Below are 18,995 nucleotides of genomic sequence, written 5' to 3'. Positions count from 1 at the left end.
AAGCCTATGGACCCGGCCGCCGGGTCCAGGCACCCCGCGAACGGAGCCCAGGAGCGCTGTCAGTCGCGTGTGAGAACGTCGGGGGCATGCTCATAGACCGCGCGTATGCGCACCTTCCGGACAGCAGCGAGTACGACCGGGCCGCGTGGCCGTGGTCGGTGCCGTGCGTGCGGCAGTTGCTGGACGGCGGCCTGCGCTTCACTGCACCCATCACGTTCCTGGTCGGGGAGAACGGCTCGGGGAAGTCGACGCTCGTCGAGGCGCTCGCCGAGGCGTACGGGCTCGACTCGTACGGCGGCTCGGCCGGCTACCGATACGCCAGTTCGCGGCAGCCGTCGCCGCTCGGGACGCGCCTTCGCTTCGACGCCACGGCGGCGGGCCGCCGGATGGTGCGGGGGCCGCGCACCAGTCGGAAGGGCTTCTTTCTGCGGGCGGAGACCGCGCTGGACGCGCTGCGCAGCGAGGCGGCGGGCAAGGGCCTGTCGGTGCGGGTGGACCAGGTGAGTCACGGCGAGGGATTTCTGGCCACGTTCCGCGACAAGTTCCACCAGAGGGGCCTGTATGTTCTGGACGAGCCGGAGGCCGCGCTGTCCTTCGCCTCCTGTCTGCAACTCGTCGGAGTGCTGCACGAGTTGGGCCGCATGGGCGCGCAGGTCATCTGCGCCACCCACTCACCGCTGCTGACCGCGATGCCGGGGGCGGAGATCGTCGAGGTCGGCGAGCACGGCATGCGCTCCGCGGAGTGGCAGGACCTGGCCATCGTCGACCACTGGCGCCGATATCTGGCCGACCCGAACGCCTACTTGCGGCACGTCATCGACTGAGGCCCGGCCCGCCCGGCGTCGCGGATTCTTGGCAAGGATTCTTGGCATGGCCATGAGGCAGGTCCGTACTGCGGTCCCGCCCGCCGCCGAGATGACGCGGCTGGAGAGGGCGGCCCGGCCCCGATGGCCCGGCGCTACCTGTCGGCGGAGCGGCCGTAGGGTTGGTCGCGGACCGCCGGACCGCCGGACCGCCGGACCGCCGGGCCTCCGCGAGTGCGGGGTGCCCCGGCCGCCGGCGCCGAAGAACCGACGAGCAGCACAGCACCGCGGCACCGCAACACCGCGGCGACACAGCGACGGCAAGGAAGGGACAGGGCCCGTCATGGACTCATCGGACGAGCGAAAGCTGTCCCACCACCTTTGGTGGCGGGTGGCCTATTTCTTCTTCGCGATCCACCTCGTCGCGTTCGTCATGATCTACGCGGTCCTGCACGCGGACCGCTGACCTCGCGGTCCGAGCCTCCCGGACCTGCTCCGGGCCTTCCTCGCAGCCTGACAGGGCGTCACTCGTGCGGGGGCCGCCGCCCGGGGGTTCGTGCGGCCGTCCGCCCTTCACCCATGACACGCCGTCAGCGCTGCGAAAAGGCCGTGGGCGGCCCCTCGTATCTGATGTGGCATCAGGGTGACCGGGCGGTGGCCGGGAAAGGATCTCGCGTCGCGGGTCGCCGATTCCTCGCTTTGCATCGGTGCTGTGCCGGAACTTCCCGAGGTGGCCACAGGGGTCACGGCCGGCACCCGGAGGCACCCATGCGTCCTGCTCGCGTCTTCGCCACCGCCGCGGTGGCGACCGCCCTCGTCGGTCTCACCGCTCCTGCCGCCGTGGCCTCCGCCAACCCGCACTGGGCACGCCCCGGCCAGACCCTGTGGATCAGCGACGACCGCCGCTGCGACCTCCGCCAGGGGGCGACCGCGTACTCCGGCGCCTTCGGCACGGTCAGGCTGAGGCCGAGGGTCCACTACCTCGCCACTCACGCGAAGGTCTTCTGGCACGCCCGAGGCAAGTACCGGGTCACCATCCGGTGCGGTGACGGGACGAGGTTCTTCGACCGGGTGCAGGTCGGGCCGACCAGGGGCTCGCACGCAGGCGAGGGCGGTGGGGCCGGGGGGATGAGCGACGCGGAGTTCGCGGGAGGTGCCGGGCTCGTCGCGCTCGCGGCGGGCGGTGGCGTCATGGTCCTGCGGCGCCGCTCGAGAGGTGCGGCATGATCCGGAACACCGGGATCCGTACGACCGGAGCCCGGAGCACCGGGATCCGTACGACCGGGGCCCGGAGCACCGGGATCCGTACGACCGGAGCCCGGAGCACCGGAATCCGTACGACCGGGACCCGTGGCACCGGGAACTGTGGCATCGGAAACTGTGGCATCGGGATCCGGGCGACCGGGTGCTCCGCGGGACCGGAGGGCGGTCCGTCGCCGGAGGCGATACGGGCACGTCTTCCTCGGCCGGACATATGACTGAGGGCGCCCCGCCCACGGTGGGGCGCCTCGCCACGTCACCACCTCTGACCAGCAGAAACGCCGCTGAGAAGCAAATGGGCCGCGCCGCCCCGGGCCCATCCCCGCCCCCGGGCTTCCGAACATCACGCCGTCGTCTGACTAGCCCCTGCCCGTCAGGACGCACAGTATGGACACGAGGTGGGTTGACGATATGTCCAGCGAAGGCGGCGCCGGGGTCGGAGTCCCCAGGCCGCGGGCGGACCTGACAGTCGGGGCAAGCGACGCCGGCCTGCAGAGCGCGGGGGTGGAGCAGGCTGTGACGGAGCAGGTCCTTGTGTTCGCCGGGGCCGCGCTTGCCGCTGTCTATGTAGTCGGCGAAGAGGGCGATGAGGGCGAGCAACTGCGACTGGCCGAGACGGCCGGGGGGCCCGGAGCCCTGTACGAGCTGTCGGCGAGTTACGCCTTGTCCGACCGGTCTCCCGTCGCCGACGCCTGCCGCACCGGCCGCCCCCTCTGGCTGAACCCCGCCGATCTCGCCGCTTACCAGGAGACCGATCCGGACACGCCCCCGCCCGACGTGTCCCTGGGCGCGCTGCCGCTCGGTACGAACGGCAGGCGGCTGGGCTGCCTGGTCGTCGTGGACGACGCGGGGGACGGCTTCGACGCCGAGCGGCGCAATGTCCTCGAGCTGTACGCCGACCAGGTCGCCGCCCGGCTCGAGGCGTGCCGTGAGGCGAAGGCCGCCCGGGCCGCGGGCCGCACGGAGCCGCCCCGTACGGAGTCCCATCCCACGGAGCCGCACCAGGCGGAGTCCCACCCCCAGGAACCCCACCCCCAGGAATCCCACCCCCAGGAATCCCACCCCACAGAGCCCCACCCCCAAGAGCCGCAGGCCGCGGACCCCCGCCAGACGGAGCCGCAGTCGCTGCTGGGCCCCGCCCTCGACCCGCTCCGCGTCGGCTCGTTCACCCTCGTCCTGAGCACCGGCCGGATCGAGGCGGATGCCCGGGTGCTCGAGCTCGTCGACATCGCCCCGGACGACTTCGACGGCCGGGTGGAGACCCTCCTCGCGCACACCGTCCCGGACGACCTGCCTGCGCTGATGTCCATCGTCGAGCCGAGCCAGCTGGCCTCCGGCGGCCGCGAGCTGGAGTTCCGCATCCGCCGGCCCACCGGCGAGCTGCGCTGGCTGCGGCTGCGCGCCCGGGTGCTGGCGGACGCCGCCGGCAGGCCGGAGCGTGTGGTCGGCGTGGTCGCCGACGCCTCGCATCTGCGGCCCACCGCGGACGAGGTCTCCCGGGTGCAGCGGCTGTCCGCCACGCTGGCCAACGCGACGACCATCCGGGACGTCAGCCGGGTGGTGGTCGCGGCGCTGCGGGACCCGCTGGGAGCCGACCGCGTGGCGCTCGCCGAGCTCGAGGCCGACCGGCTGGTCGTCACCGTCCTCGACCCTCCGGAGCCCAGCGCGTGGCCGCACATCTGGCGGTCCGAATGGCGTTCGGAGTGGCCGGATGCGCCGATCCGCGCCCTGCCCACGCTGGAGGCGGCGATGCGCGAGGGCCGTACGAGCCTGTGGCCCGCGGGCACCGCGCTGGAACCCGGCCTGTCCGGCGTAGGGCCCGGCGGCCTCGCCGTCCTGCCGCTCCCGGCCGACGGCCGGGTGGTCGGCGCGTGCCTGGTCGGCTGGGACGAGCCGCACGCGTTCGGCCCCGAGGAGCGGTCCCTGCTGACCGCCACCGCGGGTCTCGTGGGGCAGGCCCTCAAGCGCGCCCACGCATTCGACGCCGAGCACGAGCTCGCCACGATGCTCCAGCGCAGCCTGCTGCCGCGCAGGCTTCCGCCGCTCGCCGGAGGGGTGGCCGTCGCCCGCTATCTGCCGGCGATGATGGGGCTCGAGGTGGGCGGCGACTGGTACGACGTCATCCCGCTCTCCGAGGGCCGGGTCGCGCTGGTCATCGGGGACGTGCAGGGGCACAGCGCCGCGGCCGCGACGATCATGGGCCAGATGCGCACGGCGATCAGGGCGTACGCCGTGGAGGGCCACCCGGCCGACGTGGTCGTCTCCCACGCCAACCGCCTGCTCGTCGGCATGGAGACGGATCTGTTCGCCACCTGCTGCTACGTCGAGCTGGACATGGAGGAGGGCGACGCCTGGATCGTCCGGGCCGGCCACCTCCCGCCGCTGCTGCGCCTGCCGGACGGCATCACCGAGGAGGTGGCGGCCGAGGGCGGGCCCCCGCTGGGGGTGCTCGCGGACGCCGAGTTCCCCCTCACCACGGTCGGTCTGGCCCCCGGCGCGCTCCTCGCCCTGATGACGGACGGCCTGGTCGAGTCCTCGAGCCTCCACCTCGATGACGGCATGCGCCGTGTCCGCGAGGATCTCGCCGCAGCGGATCCGTCGGACGCGGGGCGGGTGGCCGACGCACTGCTCGGCGACATGGGCCGGCGCGACGACGACGTGGCGCTGCTGCTCCTGCGCTACGACGGGATGAAGGTCCGGCCGATACGGGCCAGCTGGACGGTGTGGCGGCTGCCCGACGCGGTCATGCACGCGCGCCGCTTCACCGCGCGCACGATGCGCTCCTGGAAACTGGCGGAGGAGACCGATGTGATCCTTCTGGTCGTCTCCGAACTGGTCACCAACGCCCTGGTGCACACGCAGGGCCCGGTGCGCCTCGACCTCAGGCTCACCGCGGACCGGCTGCGCATCGCCGTGAGCGACTCGTCGCCGCGCGCGCCCGCCAAACCGGTGATCGTGGACTGGGAGTCGACCGGCGGCCGGGGCATTCTCCTCGTCGAGGCGATGTCGGCGTCCTGGGGCTCGGTGCCCGTCAGCGGCGGCAAGCAGGTGTGGAGCGAGATCGTCCTGCCCTCACGCGAGCCTGGCGACACGGAGCCACGCGGCTCGGAGGCCCGCGGCTCGGAGCCGGGCAGCACGTAGGAGGTGCGTCACGTGAAGACCCATCTGCGTGACATCACCGTCGGAGTGGCCGCGGTGTCCCTGGCCGTCGGCCTCGCGGCCTGCGGCAAGGCCGCGGAGTCCGGCGGCATGCGCGCGAGCTCCCCCGGCGGGACGGGTGGCGGCCCGAAGATCGGCGTGCTGCTCCCGGACAGCTACACCGCTCGCTGGGAGGCGTTCGACCGGCCCCTGATCGAGAAGGGGATCGCGGAGCGGTGCAGCGACTGCACGGTCGAGTACGCCAACGCCCGCGGGGACGTGGCCACCCAGCAGCAGCAGGTGGACTCCATGATCATCAAGGGGGTCGAGGTCATGATCCTCGACCCCGTCGACTCCAAGGCGCTCACCAGCTCGGTCGAGAAGGCGGACGGAGCGGGGATCTCGGTCATCGCCTACGACCGGCTCGCCGAGGGCCCGATCTCGGCGTACGTCTCCTTCGACGGCAGGGAGGTCGGCAGGATGCAGGGCGAGGGGCTCCTCCAGGCCATGGGCGACAAGGCGGACGGCGGCCGGATCGTCATGATGAACGGGCCCCCGGCCGACCCCAACTCGGCCTGGTTCAGGGACGGCGCGCTGGACGCGCTCAAGGGCAAGGTGAAGATCCGCCAGGCGTACGAAACCGTCGGATGGCTGCCGGAGAACGCCCACACCAACATGTCCGGCGCCATAGCGGCCCTCGGTCCCGACGGGATCGACGGCGTCTACTCCGCCAACGACGGCCTGGCCACCGGCATCGTCTCGTCCCTCAAGGCCAACAACATCAAGCCGCTGCCCCCGATCACCGGGCAGGACGCCGAACTCGTCGGCGTACAGCGCATCGTGAAGGGCGAGCAGTACATGAGCGTCTACAAGCCCTTCAAGCCCCAGGCCGACGCCGCCGCCGAACTGGCCGTCGCCCTGGGCCGCGGTGAACCGCTCGGCGCCATCGCCGAGGACGAGGTCACCGTCCCCGCCACCGGCCGGGTCCCGGCCGTCCTGCTCACCCCGGTCTTCGTGAAGGCCGACAACATCAAGGAGACCGTCGTCAAGGACGGTATGTACACGATCGAGCAGATCTGCACCCCGAAGTACCGGTCGGATTGCGAGAGGGTCGGACTCATCCCGTAATGCAGGCGGAAAGGAGATGGTGCCCGTGTCAGCCTCGCCCCTGCTGGCGTTGCGCGGCGTCTCCAAGTACTACGGCGCCGTCCAGGCGCTGAAGGATGTCGAGCTGGAGATCCACGCCGGTGAGGTCGTCGCTCTGGTGGGTGACAACGGCGCGGGCAAGTCCACCCTCGTCAAGGTGATTGCGGGTGTCAGCCCAGCCGACCAGGGCGTCATCGAATGGGAGGGCCGGACCGTCCAGGTCAAGCGCCCTCACGACGCCCAGGCCCTGGGGATCTCGACCGTCTACCAGGACCTCGCGCTGTGCGAGAACCTCGACGTCGTCGGCAATCTCTTCCTCGGCCGTGAGATCCGCAAGGTGTGCGTCCTGGACGAGGTGGAGATGGAACGCCGTACCCGCACGCTGCTGAGCACCCTGGCCATCACCATCCCCGACGTGCGCGTCCCCGTCGCCTCGCTGTCCGGGGGCCAGCGGCAGACGGTCGCCATCTCCCGCTCGCTCCTCGGCGAGCCCAAGGTCCTTCTCCTCGACGAGCCCACCGCTTCACTGGGCGTCCAGCAGACGACCCAGGTCCTCGACGTCGTCGACGGTCTGCGCGACCGCGGGCTCGGGGTGCTGCTCATCAGTCACAACATGGGCGACATCAAAGCCGTCGCGGACCAGGTCGCGGTGTTGCGCCTGGGCCGCAACAACGGCTTCTTCGACGTGAACACCACATCCCAGGAACAGATCATCTCCTCCATCACCGGCGCCACGGGCGACGCCGTGATCCGCCGCTCCCCGCGCGCGGGGGAGGCGGGGCTGTGAGCCGGCTCGCGGAGGGCCTCAAGGGCTACGTCGGCGCACTCAAGCGCCGGCTCGGCAGCGGAGAACTCGGCTCGGTCCCGGTCGTCCTCGGGCTCGTCCTGATCTGGGTCATCTTCCAAGCCCTCAACAGCAACTTCCTCTCGCCGCGCAATCTGTCCAACCTCAGCGTGGACATCGTGGGAACCGGGCTGATCGCCGTCGGGATCGTCTTCGTGCTGCTGATCGGCGAACTCGATCTCTCGGTCGGCTCCGTCAGCGGCCTCGCGGCGGCCGTGTTCGCCGTGCTGAGCGTGCAGCACGGCATGCCGGAGGGCCTTGCCGTGATCCTCGCCGCGCTCTCCGGCACGGCAGTCGGACTGGTCCAGGGGTTCTTCTTCGCCAGGGTCGGCGTACCGGCCTTCGTCGTCACCCTCGCAGGCCTGCTCGCCTGGAACGGGCTGATGCTCTACGTCCTGGGCTCGAGCGGCAGCATCAACATCGACGACGAGGGCCTGGTCGCCAAGCTGACGAGCTACTACTTCAACGACGTCGCCGCCGCGTACGGCCTGGCGGCGCTCGGCGCGGCGGTGTTCTTTCTCATCTCGTACCAGGACAGGCGGCGCCGCCTGGCCGCGGGGATGCCGTCCCGGCCGCTCAGCGAGATCGGCGTGCGTACGGGTGTGCTCGCGGTGATCGCGTTCGCCGCCGCGTACGTCCTCAACCGTTTCCAGGGCCTGCCGCTCGCCCTGCTGGTCTTCCTCGCCGTCATCGCCGGCCTGGACTTCCTCCTGCGCCGCACGCCGTACGGGCGGAAGGTCTACGCGCTCGGCGGCGGCGTGGAGGCGGCTCGCCGTGCGGGGGTGAACGTGGTCCGGGTGCGGATCTCGGTCTTCATGGTGTCCGGGACGATGGCCGCGATCGGCGGCTTGTTCCTGGCCTCGCGGATCACCTCGGCGAGCCAGACCTCGGGCTCCGGCATCCTCCTGATGAACGCCATCGCCGCGGCCGTCATCGGCGGCACCAGCCTCTTCGGCGGGCACGGTACGACCTGGGCCGCGCTGCTCGGCATGCTGGTCATCCAGTCGATCGCCTCGGGCATGGCCCTGCTGGGCATTCAGGCCGCCGTCCAGTTCATGATCACCGGAGGGGTGCTGCTCGCGGCCGTGGTCATCGACTCGCTGTCGAGACGCTCGCAGCAGGCACACGGCCGGGCCTGAGGGGGAGAGAACAGGCTGTGGCGGGCCGAGTTGGTGCCGGAGGCCTCAGCCTCGCGGGGCCAGCACGCCGGACATGGCTGCCAGCACCTCCGGCGCGACCCGGTAGTACACCCAGGTGCCGCGCCGCTCGGACGTCAGCAGCCCCGTCTCGCGCAGCTTCTTCAGGTGATGGCTGACCGTCGGCTGCGAGACCCCGACGTCGGAGATGTCGCAGACGCAGGCCTCGCCGCCCTCGTGCGAAGCGACCAGCGAGAACAGCCGGAGCCGGACCGGGTCGCCGAGCGCCTTGAACATCGCCGCGGTCCGCTCGGCCTCCTCGGCCGACAACGGCCGCTCGGTCAGCGGCGGGCAGCAGGGCACGACATCCGACACCAGTTCCGGCGCCACGACGGGAAGCGTCTCCACGTTCGACATGCATCTAGTTTGACATACGTCGAACCAATGGGGGAGTCTCCGCGGTCGCGACCGGCACGGCGTGCGGTCGCGACCGCGGGCTGTCAGCGGATCAGTGCCAGGCCAGGGATCAGGGCCACACCAGACAGTACGGCTGGTGCCCCGCCTCGTGGAGCCGGTGGCTGAAGTCCTGCCACTCGTGCAGCAGTTGGTAGACGTTGAACGCGTCCCGCGGCCCCCCGCGGTCCGGGACCGTCGACCAGATGAACGCCGCCGCTCCGACGGCCTCCTCGCCCACTCCCCGCAGCGGGTCGACGACCGTCATCGGCAGCTTGACCACCGCGTAGTCCGGGTGCAGGACGACGAGCTCGAGCGGCGGCACCTTGTGCAGGGGTATGCCCTCGATACCGGTCAGCACCATGGCCGCCATCATCTCCGGCTTGATCTTGGTGAACATGCCGCCCATGCCGAGCTCGTCACCGCCGAGCTCCTCGGGGCGCATGGAAATGGGGACCCTGGCCGCGGTGGCTCCGTCGGGCGCGCCGAAATATTTGTACGTCACCCCCACCCGTCCACTCCTGCTCCCGCCACTGTTCCCCTCGCGCTCGCCCCTGTGCCTCCCCCGCCCTTCGCCTTCGGCATGGGGGACGCCGGCGCGCTCGGGGCCCAGGTCATCGGTCCCCTCACCCAGTCCGCCACCGCGCTGCATATCTCCACCCGACCACTCGCGGACTCCGCCGCGCAACCCGATCATCGTCCCAGAGACCTCCCCCGCACACGGGCGGTGAAACGCCCCGCCGCGTGTCCCCGTCAGGCTCTGACACCATGGATTACGTGACTCACTCGTACGATGCCTCAGTTCCGGCCCCAGTTTCGCAGACACTTTTCGACCGCGCTGCTGTCGTGACGCCGGGCGGTGTGAACTCCCCCGTCCGCGCGTTCCGTGCCGTGGGTGGTACGCCCCGGTTCATGGTGTCCGGCGCCGGTCCGTACCTCACCGATGCCGACGGCCACGAGTATGTGGATCTCGTGTGCTCGTGGGGCCCGATGATTCTCGGCCACGCACACCCGCAGGTCACCGAGGCGGTGCAGACGGCCGTGGCCCGCGGCACCTCCTTCGGCACGCCGGGCGAGGGCGAAGTCGCGCTCGCCGAGGAGATCGTGGCGAGGGTCACGCCCGTCGAGCAGGTGCGCCTGGTGTCCTCCGGTACCGAGGCGACCATGTCGGCCATCCGGCTCGCCCGCGGCTTCACCGGGCGCGCCAAGGTGATCAAGTTCGCGGGCTGTTACCACGGTCACGTTGACGCCCTGCTGGCCGCGGCCGGGTCCGGCGTCGCGACCTTCGCGCTGCCGGACACGCCCGGGGTGACGGGTGCGCAGACCGGGGACACGATCGTGCTGCCGTACAACGACCTGGACGCCGTACGGCACGCGTTCGCCCGCCACTCGGGCGAGATCGCGTGTGTGATCACCGAGGCGGCGCCGGGCAACATGGGCGTCGTGCCGCCGCGGCCCGGCTTCAACGCGGGCCTGAAGTCGCTGTGTGCGGAGAGCGGCGCGCTCTACATCTCCGACGAGGTCATGACCGGTTTCCGGGTGAGCAGGGCGGGTTGGTACGGCATCGACGGCGTCGAGCCCGACCTGATGACCTTCGGCAAGGTCATGGGCGGCGGGTTCCCGGCCGCGGCCTTCGGCGGCCGGGCGGACGTGATGGCCCATCTTGCCCCGGTCGGCCCGGTCTACCAGGCGGGCACGCTCTCGGGGAACCCGGTCGCGACCGCGGCCGGGCTCGCCCAGCTGCGGCTGCTCGACGACGCGGCGTACGCGCGCGTGGACGCGGTCTCCGCGGAGGTGCAGGGCCTGGTGACCGACGCGCTGGCCAAGGAGGGCGTGGCGCACCGGCTGCAGACGGCCGGGAACATGTTCTCCGTCTTCTTCACCGACGAGGACGTGACCGACTTCGCGAAGGCACGGGCCCAGCAGGCGTACCGCTTCACCGCCTTCTTCCACGCCATGCTGGACCGGGGCGTCTACCTCCCGCCGTCCGCCTTCGAGTCCTGGTTCGTCTCGACGGCCCACGACTCCTCCGCGATCGAGCGCATCGCCGCCGCGCTGCCGGCGGCCGCGCGGGCCGCCGCCGAGGCATCTGCATGATGGACGACATGAGCAACGAGAGCGCCCCAGCCACCGACGCCACCGACGTCCTCCCAGCTTCCCAAGCTCCCGAAGCCTCCGAAGCGCCGGTCACCGTCGTCCATCTGCTGCGGCACGGCGAGGTGGAGAACCCGGACGGCGTGCTCTACGGGCGCAGGCCCGGCTACCACCTCTCCGAGCTGGGGCGGCAGATGGCCGACCGGGTGGCCGAGTACCTCGCCGAGCGCGACATCACGTACGTGGTCTCCTCCCCGCTGGAGCGCGCGCAGGAGACGGCGACGCCGATCGCCAAGGGGCACTCGCTCGACATCGCCACGGACGAGCGGCTCATCGAGGCCGCCAACGTCTTCGAGGGCAAGACCTTCGGGGTCGGCGACGGCGCGCTGCGGCGGCCCGGCAACTGGCGGCACCTCACCAACCCGTTCCGCCCCTCCTGGGGAGAGCCCTACATCGAGCAGGTCGTACGGATGATGGCCGCGCTCTCCGCGGCGCGCGACGCCGCGCGCGGACACGAGGCGGTGGCCGTCAGCCATCAGTTGCCGATCTGGATCGTGCGCAGCTTCGCGGAGCGGCGGCGGCTGTTTCACGACCCGCGCCGGAGGCAGTGCTCGCTCGCCAGCCTGACGTCCTTCACCTTCCAGGGCGACAGGATCGTGTCCGTGGGCTACAGCGAACCGGCCCGGGATCTCGTACCTGCGCATCTGCGGCCGGGCGCGCAACGCCGCTTCGGGCGGGGAGCGGTGAAGGGCGCCAAGGGGTTCGGCGCCTGAGTCCGCGAGCAGTCCTCAGTCGACTCAGCCGGCACAGTCGGCACGGTCGGCTCAGTCGGCGAGCAGTCCTCGAGAAGTCCGCGCGGAATCTCCGCGCCTTCCCGGAACCACCGTCTCCGTCGCTCCCTCTTACCCCCTGTCCGGTTGTAGGAGAAATCGGGCATGGCGAGTGCGGATGGGAACCGAGATGCACGACATCAGCCGACGGGGAATTCTGGGGATGGGGCTGGGCGCTGCGGCTGCTCTCGGCGTCGCGGGATGCGGCTCGAAGCCGGCCCCCGGGTGGTATCAGGAATCCGGCTCGGGTGCCGGGTCGGGGAAGGGGCGCCGGGGCGGGAACGGCGGCCTCGGGACGCAGTTGATCGGTGACGGTTCGACCGCCCGCACCGGCCCGCAGCCGAACCAGCCGAAGCCCGAGCGGCTCGAACCCGGCCAGACCCCGCCGCAGTTCGTGATCTTCTCCTGGGACGGCGCGGGAGAGGTCGGCGACGGCCTTTTCCCGCGCTTCCGGAAGCTCGCCAAGGACCACGGCGCCTCGATGACCTTCTTCCTCTCCGGGCTGTATCTGCTGCCGGAGTCGAAGAAGAGCCTCTACCGGCCGCCGAACAACCCCGTGGGGGCGTCGGACATCGGTTACCTCACCGACGAGCACATCCGGATGACCCTCGAGAACCTGCGCCTGGCCTGGCTCGAAGGCCACGAGATCGGGACGCACTTCAACGGCCACTTCTGCTCCGGCTCCGGTTCGGTGGCCCACTGGACCCCCGCCCAGTGGGAGTCCGAGATCGAGCAGGCTGTGTCGTTCGTCACCAAGTGGCGGACCCACACCCGCTTCCAGGGCCTCGACCCGCTGCCCTTCGACTACGCGAAGGAGCTCATCGGCGGTCGTACGCCGTGTCTGCTCGGCCAGGACAACCTGCTGCGGACGGCGCGGAAGCTCGGGTGGCGCTACGACGCGAGCGCGCCGGGCGGCCGCCAGGTCTGGCCGACGAAAAAACAGGGCATGTGGGACCTTCCGCTCCAGCAGATACCCTTCCCCGGCCGGAGCTTCGAGGTCCTGTCCATGGACTACAACATGCTCGCCAACCAGTCGCAGAATGCGACGCAGAGCGACCCCGCGAACTACCCCGTCTGGGAGCGGCAGGCCCGCGACGCGTACATCAGGGGCTTCGAGCGCGCGTACGAGACCAACCGCGCGCCCCTCTGCATCGGCAACCACTTCGAGCAGTGGAACGGCGGCATCTACATGAACGCCATCGAAGAGGCCGTCAAGCACATCGCCGACGAGAAGCGCAAGGACGTACGCCTGGTCTCCTTCCGGCAGTACGTGGACTGGCTGGACGCCCAGGACCCTGCCGTGCTCGAGAAGCTCCGCGGCCTCGATGTCGGGCAGCGGCCGGCCGGCGGCTGGAAGGCGTATCTCTCCGACCTCACCGCCTCCTGACCGCTGCCCGGCCTCTGCTGACCTCTGTCCCCGCCCCTGACTGGCGGTTTCGTACGACTTGAGGGGGGTGCGGAAGATCCCCCGAAGCTCCATGCGAAACTTTTCACATGTCTGCCAGCCGCGCCCCGCGACGCCGCACGACTCTTCCCTGGCCTGCGGCACGGGGGACCCGTCGCACCGCCCTGCTCGCCGCCGGAGCCGCCGCCGCGGCCCTGGCGCTGACCGCGTGCGGCTCCGGCGGTACGTCCGGAGGGTCCGCGGATACCAAGTTCGTCGCCGGCGAGGGCGGCATCGACACGGCCAAGGCGGGCGACCGGCAGCTGCTCCCCGAGATCTCCGGCAAGACCATCGAGGGCAAGGCCCTTGATCTCGCCGACTACAAGGGCAGGATCCTCGTCGTCAACGTCTGGGGCTCGTGGTGCGCTCCCTGCCGGGCCGAGATGCGGCACCTGGTGAAGGTGGCGAACGCCACAAAGGCGGACGGGGTGGAGTTCGTGGGGATCAACACCCGTGACCCCAACAAGCCCCCGGCGGAGAAGTTCCAGAAGGAGTTCGACGTCCCCTACCCGAGCCTCTACGACCCCATGGGCAAGCTGATGCTGCGCTTCCCCCCCGGCAGCCTCAACCCCAAAGCGATCCCCTCCACCGTGATCGTCGACCGCGAAGGCAGGATCGCCGCCCGGGCGCTCAAGCCGCTCGGCGAGGCCGAACTCCGCAAGACGCTCGAACCGCTGATCGCGGAGAAGTGATCGCGTGATCGCCCTCGCCGCAGCGACCGACCCCAATCAGACCGTCCTCACCGGCGCCCTCCTCCTCGCGGTACCCGTCGCCCTCCTGGGCGGCCTGGTCTCGTTCTTCTCCCCTTGCGTGCTGCCGCTCGTGCCCGGCTACCTCTCGTACGTCACCGGGGTCAGCGGCACCGACCTCGCCGAGGCCCGGCGCGGCCGGATGGTCAGCGGCGCGTCCCTGTTCGTCCTGGGCTTCACCGCGGTCTTCGTCTCCTACGGGGCGCTGTTCGGGAACTTCGGCCTGACGCTGGAGGAGCACAAGGAGACCATCTCCAAGGTGCTCGGCGCCCTCACGATCGTGCTGGGCCTCGCCTTCATGGGCTTCCTCGGCGGCTTCACCCAGCGCGAGTTCCGCTTTCACCGGCGGCCCGCGATGGGTCTCGCGGGCGCGCCGATGCTGGGCGTGCTGTTCGGCGTCGGCTGGACCCCCTGCATCGGGCCGACGCTCGCGGCGGTCAACGCCCTCGCGTTCAACGAGGCCAGCGCCGGCCGCGGTGCGCTGCTCACCGTCGCCTACTGTCTGGGTCTGGGAGTGCCGTTCATCCTGGCCGCGGTCGCCTTCCGGCGCGCACTCGGCGCGTTCAGCTGGGTCAAGCAGCACTATGTGTGGGTGATGCGGATCGGCGGGCTGATGCTGGTCGCGGTCGGCGCTCTGCTCATCACGGGGGTCTGGGACCGCATGATCGCCGATCTGCAGGTCTGGTCGTCCACCTTCACCCCGGGAATCTGAAACCAATGGCCAAAACGGAGACGCAGACCGACAGCGGCGCCCCGACCCAGGACGGCGAGGCCGCTGCGGAGGGCCGCGAGCTGGGCACGGAGGGTCGCGAACTGGTCGCGGAGGACCGCGAATTGGTCGCGGGGGACCGCGAGTTGGGTGCGGCGGGCTCGCAGCTGTCCACCGCTCCCGAGGACCAGATCAACGTCCCGGCCCTGGGAGTCATCGGCTGGGCGCGGTGGTTCTGGCGGCAGCTCACCTCCATGCGGGTCGCGCTGATCCTGCTCTTCCTCCTCTCGCTCGCCTCCATCCCGGGGTCGCTGGTACCGCAGGCGGGCACCGAGCCGGTCAAGGTGCAGGAGTTCCGGGCCGAGCACGAGACGCTCGCCCCGATCTACGACAAGCTGGGCCTGTTCCACGTCTACAGCTCGGTGTGGTTCTCGGCGATCTACATCCTGCTGTTCATCTCCCTCATCGGCTGCATCGTCCCGCGCAGCTGGCAGTTCGTCGGCCAGCTGCGCGGCCGCCCGCCGGCCGCCCCGCGCCGCCTCACCCGGCTGCCCGCCTACACCACCTGGCGCACGGAGGCCGAGCCCGAGCAGGTGCTGGCCGCGGCGCAGCGGATGTTGGGCGGTCGCCGCTTCCGCGCCCGCACCGAGGGGGACGCGGTCGCCGCGGAGAAGGGCTATCTGCGAGAGGCGGGCAATCTCGTCTTCCATAGCGCGCTGATCGTGATGCTGGTGGCCTTCGCGGTCGGGCAGCTGTGGAAGTCTGAGGGGGGCAAGCTGATCGTCGACGGGGACGGCTTCTCCAACACGCTCACGCAGTACGACGACTTCAAGTCCGGCAGCCTCTTCGACTCCGACACTCTGGCTCCTTTCGGCTTCTCACTGAACGGCTTCGATGCGAGCTACGAGCGGACCGGCCCCCAGAAGGGCACCCCCCGCGAGTTCCGCGCCCATGTGAAGTACTGGGAGGGCGCGGACGGCAAGGAACAGACTTCGACCATCGAGGTCAACGAGCCCCTCGAAGTCGCGGGCAACAAGATCTACCTGCTCGGGCACGGCTATGCCCCTGTCGTCACGGTCAAGGACGGGCAGGGCGACATCGCGTACCAGGGGCCGGTCGCCTTCCTGCCGCAGGGCGACGCGGGTCTGACCTCCGTCGGCGTGATCAAGGTCCCCGACTACCGCGACAAGAACGGCAAGAAGGACCAGCTCGGCTTCCAGGGCCGGTTCACCCCGACCTACGCGCTGGACGCGGTGCGCGGCCCGCACTCCTCCTTCCCCGCGCTCGACTACCCGGTGCTCTCCCTGAACGCCTTCCACGGCAGCCTCGGCATCGACTCCGGCGTGCCGCAGAACGTGTACCAGCTCGACCCGCGCAAGATGGAGCAGTTCAAGGACAAGAGCGGCGACTTCCTCCGCAAGGCCCTCCGCCCCGGTGAGACCATGACCCTGCCGAACGGAGCCGGCTCGCTCACCTTCGACGGGGTCAAGCAGTGGGCCAGTTTCCAGATCTCCTATCAGCCGGGCAACGGCCTGGCCCTCGGCGGCGCGGTGGCCGCGCTGCTCGGTCTGGCAGGATCGCTGTTCATCCAGCGCCGACGGGTGTGGGTACGGGCGGTCCGCGGTGACGAAGGCACCACGGTCGTGGAGATGGCCGGGCTCGGCCGCAGCGAGTCCGCCAAGCTCCCGGAGGAACTGGCCGACCTGGCCGTGGCCCTGCAGCCCGACGCACCCCCGGCCGAGGACGCACCGGCCGAGGACGCACCGGCCGAGTCCGCTCCCGCCGACGACGCGCCCGCCGGAGCCTCGGCGGCAGACGACGCCCCGGCAGACGACGCGGCGGCGGACGACCCAGCTGCGGAAGACTCGGCTGCAGAAGACCAGAACGACGATCCCGCTGAACCTGTCGAAGGCGAAGGAGCGCGCGCGTGAACCTCGCGGTCGCGGCCAACGAGAACATGGCCAACATCAGCAACGTGCTGATCTATTCGGCGATGGCGGTCTACACCCTGGCCTTCATCGCGCATATGGCGGAGTGGGTGTTCGGCAGCCGCAGCAAGGTCGGCCGTACTGCCGCCGCGCTCACCGCCCCCGCCGCAGGCTCCGCGCCCGCCGGGAACGTGACCGTGCAGGTCGCAACGAGGGGCGGCGGCACCGCCGTACTGGAGCGTCCCAAGGTCGTGACCCGGTCCGTCGCCGGAGCCCGTGATGTCCCGGACGGCCCCGGCGCCGCGGGCGGCAGTGAGCAGGGCGACCTGTACGGCCGTATCGCCGTCTCGCTGACCGTCCTCGCCTTCCTCATCCACGCCGGTGGCGTGCTCGCCCGCGCCATCTCCGTGGAGCGCGCCCCCTGGGGCAACATGTACGAGTTCTCGACCACCTTCTCGATGGTGGCCGTCGGCGCGTACGCCGTCCTCCTCGCGCTGAAGAAGAGCGTGCGCTGGATCGGACTCCCCCTGGTCACGACCGTCCTCCTCGATCTCGGCCTCGCTGTCACTGTCTTGTACACCGACAGCGACCAACTGGTTCCCGCCCTTCACTCGTACTGGCTCTGGATCCACGTCTCCTGCGCGATCATCTCCGGCGCGGTGCTCTACCTCGGCGCCGTCGGCACGCTGCTCTACCTCTTCCGCGACCGCTTCGAGGCGAAGCTCGCCGACCCCGGAGGCAAGCAGCCCGGCGCGTTCGCCTCGTCCGTCCTGGAGCGGCTGCCCTCGGCCGCCAGCCTCGACAAGTTCGCGTACCGCATCAACGCCACCGTCTTCCCGCTGTGGACCTTCACGATCATCGCGGGCGCGATCTGGGCCGAGGCGGCCTGGGGCCGCTACTGGGGCTGGGACCCCAAGGAGGTCTGGTCCTTCATCACCTGGGTCGCCTACGCCTGCTATCTGCACGCCCGCGCCACCGCCGGATGGAAGGGCCGCAAGGCCGCCTACCTGGCCCTGATCGCCTTCGCGTGCTTCCTCTTCAACTACTACGGCGTCAACATCTTCATCACCGGCAAGCACTCCTACGCCGGGGTCTGACGGCCCAGCCCTCAACCCACGTTGATCGCGTCCAGCTTGCTCCGCAGGTACGTGTGCGAGTCCACCGGCTCGTACGCCACCCTGCCGGTCGGCGCGGGCAGCGACTCCACGCGTGTGCCCGGGTCGCACTCGTAGAAGTACACGAGGGACATCAGCTCCTCCGCCGGGGCGTCGGCCGGCGGAGGCAGCACCCGGTGGCGGCCCGAGCGCCAGCGGTCGCCCGTCCAACGGGCCATCAGATCCCCGATGTTGACGGTGAAGGCCGCCGGGTCGTACGGCGCGTCCTCCCAGCCGCCCTCGTCCGTGAAGACCTGCAGGCCGCCCTTGCCGTGCTGCCGGTCCAGGAGGGTGACCGTCCCGAAGTCGGTGTGCGGCCCGATGCGGAACTGGCCCGGCTCGGGCTCGCCCACGACCTCCGTGCCCGGGTACCAGTTGATGTTGAAGCCCCAGGTGGGGTGACCGGTGTGCCGGGTGAAGAAGTCGAGCGGCTCGCCCAGGGCGCCCGCCAGCAGCTCGAGCAGCACATCGGACAGCGTCCGCATCCGCGCGAGATACGTCTCGACCAGCGGGCGCAGCTCAGGGGCCTCCGCGGGCCAGGCGTTGGGCAGGAACCACTCCGCGTCGACCTCGGGGTCGCCCGTCGGCTCCTCGGCGGCGAAGGAGAGCGACTCCTTCAGATCCGGCGGGCTCTCCGTGCCCTCCGCGTACGCGTTCGCCTCCGCGCCGGGCCCGAGCCAGCCGCGGCCCCCGACCTCGACCGCGTACGGCTCCTTGGCGGCGGCCGGGAGCCGGAAGAAGCCGCGGGCCGCGTCCCGGATCCCGGTGCGCAGGGCGGGATCGATGCCGTGGCCGGTGACCAGCAGGAATCCTGCACTCTGCAGCGCCTCGTCCACGGTCTTCGCCGTCCGCCCGCGGGCCTCCGGGTCGCCGGAGAGCCAGGGCCCCAGGCCGATGGTCGGGATCATCAGGACCGGCTGTCGTCAGGCCCGTTGTCGCGGTCCGGGTCCTTCTCCCCGTCCTGGTCCAGGGACTTGAGGAACTCGGGGTTGTCATCCGGCGCGACCCAGCGCGTACGGCCACGCCCGGCACCGTACGTCCGTGCCGCGCCCTCGTTCTCCGACCGCCGCGGACGCCCCGCCAGAAGCCAGGCGAGGGAGCCGAACAGCAGATAGCCGAAGAGGACGATGATGAGCACCCAGGCCCCCTTGGGGAGCTTGCGCACCTGGTCCTCAGGGGTGTTGAGGCAGTCGATGAACGCGTAGATCCACAGCCCCAGGACCAGCAGGAAGGGCAGATACCTGAGCATGGTGGAGCGGTCCCCCTGGAGAAGGGCGGAGGGCCTGGTGCGGCCCTGGTTACCCATC

At 70.8% G+C, this 18,995-nt stretch carries 18 protein-coding genes; 14 read left to right on the top strand and 4 right to left on the bottom strand.

Annotated features, from left to right (window positions below):
- Positions 1 to 86 precede the first annotated feature (86 nt).
- The 7 genes from ACTWQC_RS30095 (at position 87) to ACTWQC_RS30065 (ending at position 8,330) form a co-directional block, all read left to right on the top strand.
- On the top strand, positions 87 to 824 hold the full coding sequence (locus tag ACTWQC_RS30095) for an AAA family ATPase (RefSeq protein ID WP_443319000.1): 738 nt from the start codon (positions 87 to 89) through the stop codon (positions 822 to 824).
- Between the two features lie 322 nt (positions 825 to 1,146).
- Positions 1,147 to 1,269, top strand: coding sequence for a hypothetical protein (locus ACTWQC_RS30090; protein WP_443318999.1), 123 nt, complete (start codon positions 1,147 to 1,149; stop codon positions 1,267 to 1,269).
- Positions 1,270 to 1,571: 302 nt separating this feature from the next.
- Entirely contained in the window at positions 1,572 to 2,030 is a 459-nt protein-coding gene (locus ACTWQC_RS30085; RefSeq protein WP_443318998.1) for a hypothetical protein, read from the top strand.
- A 444-nt stretch (positions 2,031 to 2,474) separates the two neighbouring features.
- Complete coding sequence (locus tag ACTWQC_RS30080; protein ID WP_443318997.1) at positions 2,475 to 5,204, top strand: SpoIIE family protein phosphatase; 2,730 nt, start codon at positions 2,475 to 2,477, stop codon at positions 5,202 to 5,204.
- 12 nt (positions 5,205 to 5,216) lie between these two features.
- Entirely contained in the window at positions 5,217 to 6,329 is a 1,113-nt protein-coding gene (locus ACTWQC_RS30075; protein WP_443318996.1) for a sugar ABC transporter substrate-binding protein, read from the top strand.
- 16 nt (positions 6,330 to 6,345) lie between these two features.
- Complete coding sequence (locus ACTWQC_RS30070) at positions 6,346 to 7,134, top strand: ATP-binding cassette domain-containing protein (protein ID WP_443318995.1); 789 nt, start codon at positions 6,346 to 6,348, stop codon at positions 7,132 to 7,134.
- On the top strand, positions 7,131 to 8,330 hold the full coding sequence (locus ACTWQC_RS30065; RefSeq protein WP_443318994.1) for a sugar ABC transporter permease: 1,200 nt from the start codon (positions 7,131 to 7,133) through the stop codon (positions 8,328 to 8,330). The genes ACTWQC_RS30070 and ACTWQC_RS30065 overlap by 4 nt, the downstream gene beginning before the upstream one ends.
- A gap of 45 nt (positions 8,331 to 8,375) precedes the next feature.
- Here ACTWQC_RS30065 and ACTWQC_RS30060 read toward each other — a convergent pair whose 3' ends face one another.
- Both ACTWQC_RS30060 and ACTWQC_RS30055 read right to left on the bottom strand, forming a co-directional pair.
- On the bottom strand, positions 8,376 to 8,744 hold the full coding sequence (locus ACTWQC_RS30060; protein ID WP_443318993.1) for an ArsR/SmtB family transcription factor: 369 nt from the start codon (positions 8,742 to 8,744) through the stop codon (positions 8,376 to 8,378).
- Between the two features lie 109 nt (positions 8,745 to 8,853).
- Complete coding sequence (locus tag ACTWQC_RS30055) at positions 8,854 to 9,432, bottom strand: hypothetical protein (protein WP_443319035.1); 579 nt, start codon at positions 9,430 to 9,432, stop codon at positions 8,854 to 8,856.
- Positions 9,433 to 9,548: 116 nt separating this feature from the next.
- Between ACTWQC_RS30055 and hemL the strand changes: the two genes are divergently transcribed.
- From hemL to ccsB, 7 genes are all read left to right on the top strand, one after another.
- On the top strand, positions 9,549 to 10,877 hold the full coding sequence (gene hemL / locus ACTWQC_RS30050; RefSeq protein WP_443318992.1) for a glutamate-1-semialdehyde 2,1-aminomutase: 1,329 nt from the start codon (positions 9,549 to 9,551) through the stop codon (positions 10,875 to 10,877).
- 8 nt (positions 10,878 to 10,885) lie between these two features.
- On the top strand, positions 10,886 to 11,647 hold the full coding sequence (locus ACTWQC_RS30045; protein ID WP_443318991.1) for a histidine phosphatase family protein: 762 nt from the start codon (positions 10,886 to 10,888) through the stop codon (positions 11,645 to 11,647).
- Between the two features lie 187 nt (positions 11,648 to 11,834).
- Positions 11,835 to 13,091, top strand: coding sequence for a hypothetical protein (locus ACTWQC_RS30040; protein ID WP_443319034.1), 1,257 nt, complete (start codon positions 11,835 to 11,837; stop codon positions 13,089 to 13,091).
- A gap of 107 nt (positions 13,092 to 13,198) precedes the next feature.
- Entirely contained in the window at positions 13,199 to 13,840 is a 642-nt protein-coding gene (locus ACTWQC_RS30035) for a TlpA family protein disulfide reductase (protein ID WP_443318990.1), read from the top strand.
- Positions 13,841 to 13,847: 7 nt separating this feature from the next.
- A complete protein-coding gene (locus ACTWQC_RS30030) occupies positions 13,848 to 14,609 on the top strand; it encodes a cytochrome c biogenesis CcdA family protein (RefSeq protein WP_443319033.1) in 762 nt (253 codons plus the stop codon).
- 5 nt (positions 14,610 to 14,614) lie between these two features.
- Entirely contained in the window at positions 14,615 to 16,537 is a 1,923-nt protein-coding gene (resB, locus tag ACTWQC_RS30025) for a cytochrome c biogenesis protein ResB (protein WP_443318988.1), read from the top strand.
- Positions 16,534 to 17,631, top strand: a complete 1,098-nt coding sequence (ccsB, locus tag ACTWQC_RS30020; protein ID WP_443318987.1) for a c-type cytochrome biogenesis protein CcsB — start codon at positions 16,534 to 16,536, stop codon at positions 17,629 to 17,631. The genes resB and ccsB overlap by 4 nt, the downstream gene beginning before the upstream one ends.
- A gap of 11 nt (positions 17,632 to 17,642) precedes the next feature.
- Here the strand turns inward: ccsB and ACTWQC_RS30015 are convergent, their stop codons facing one another.
- Entirely contained in the window at positions 17,643 to 18,596 is a 954-nt protein-coding gene (locus ACTWQC_RS30015; protein WP_443318986.1) for an isopenicillin N synthase family dioxygenase, read from the bottom strand.
- Positions 18,596 to 18,994, bottom strand: coding sequence for a PLDc N-terminal domain-containing protein (locus ACTWQC_RS30010; protein WP_443318985.1), 399 nt, complete (start codon positions 18,992 to 18,994; stop codon positions 18,596 to 18,598). The genes ACTWQC_RS30015 and ACTWQC_RS30010 overlap by 1 nt, the downstream gene beginning before the upstream one ends.
- Between the last annotated feature and the right edge of the window lies 1 nt (position 18,995).

Origin of the sequence: Streptomyces sp. 8N616 (assembly GCF_052246385.1) — a bacterium.
Taxonomy (GTDB): Bacteria; Actinomycetota; Actinomycetes; order Streptomycetales; family Streptomycetaceae; genus Streptomyces.
This window is presented reverse-complemented; position numbering and strand designations above follow the sequence as displayed.

What these genes read in the sequence shown, in the direction of transcription:
- ACTWQC_RS30095 (WP_443319000.1), top strand. Translation starts at nt 87, where the DNA reads ATGCTCATAGACCGCGCGTATGCGCACCTTCCGGACAGCAGCGAGTAC.
- ACTWQC_RS30090 (WP_443318999.1), top strand. Translation starts at nt 1,147, where the DNA reads ATGGACTCATCGGACGAGCGAAAGCTGTCCCACCACCTTTGGTGGCGG.
- ACTWQC_RS30085 (WP_443318998.1), top strand. Translation starts at nt 1,572, where the DNA reads ATGCGTCCTGCTCGCGTCTTCGCCACCGCCGCGGTGGCGACCGCCCTC.
- ACTWQC_RS30080 (WP_443318997.1), top strand. Translation starts at nt 2,475, where the DNA reads ATGTCCAGCGAAGGCGGCGCCGGGGTCGGAGTCCCCAGGCCGCGGGCG.
- ACTWQC_RS30070 (WP_443318995.1), top strand. Translation starts at nt 6,346, where the DNA reads ATGGTGCCCGTGTCAGCCTCGCCCCTGCTGGCGTTGCGCGGCGTCTCC.
- ACTWQC_RS30060 (WP_443318993.1), bottom strand. Translation starts at nt 8,744, where the DNA reads ATGTCGAACGTGGAGACGCTTCCCGTCGTGGCGCCGGAACTGGTGTCG.
- ACTWQC_RS30055 (WP_443319035.1), bottom strand. Translation starts at nt 9,432, where the DNA reads ATGCAGCGCGGTGGCGGACTGGGTGAGGGGACCGATGACCTGGGCCCC.
- hemL (WP_443318992.1), top strand. Translation starts at nt 9,549, where the DNA reads ATGGATTACGTGACTCACTCGTACGATGCCTCAGTTCCGGCCCCAGTT.
- ACTWQC_RS30045 (WP_443318991.1), top strand. Translation starts at nt 10,886, where the DNA reads ATGAGCAACGAGAGCGCCCCAGCCACCGACGCCACCGACGTCCTCCCA.
- ACTWQC_RS30040 (WP_443319034.1), top strand. Translation starts at nt 11,835, where the DNA reads ATGCACGACATCAGCCGACGGGGAATTCTGGGGATGGGGCTGGGCGCT.
- ACTWQC_RS30035 (WP_443318990.1), top strand. Translation starts at nt 13,199, where the DNA reads ATGTCTGCCAGCCGCGCCCCGCGACGCCGCACGACTCTTCCCTGGCCT.
- resB (WP_443318988.1), top strand. Translation starts at nt 14,615, where the DNA reads ATGGCCAAAACGGAGACGCAGACCGACAGCGGCGCCCCGACCCAGGAC.
- ACTWQC_RS30015 (WP_443318986.1), bottom strand. Translation starts at nt 18,596, where the DNA reads ATGATCCCGACCATCGGCCTGGGGCCCTGGCTCTCCGGCGACCCGGAG.
- ACTWQC_RS30010 (WP_443318985.1), bottom strand. Translation starts at nt 18,994, where the DNA reads ATGGGTAACCAGGGCCGCACCAGGCCCTCCGCCCTTCTCCAGGGGGAC.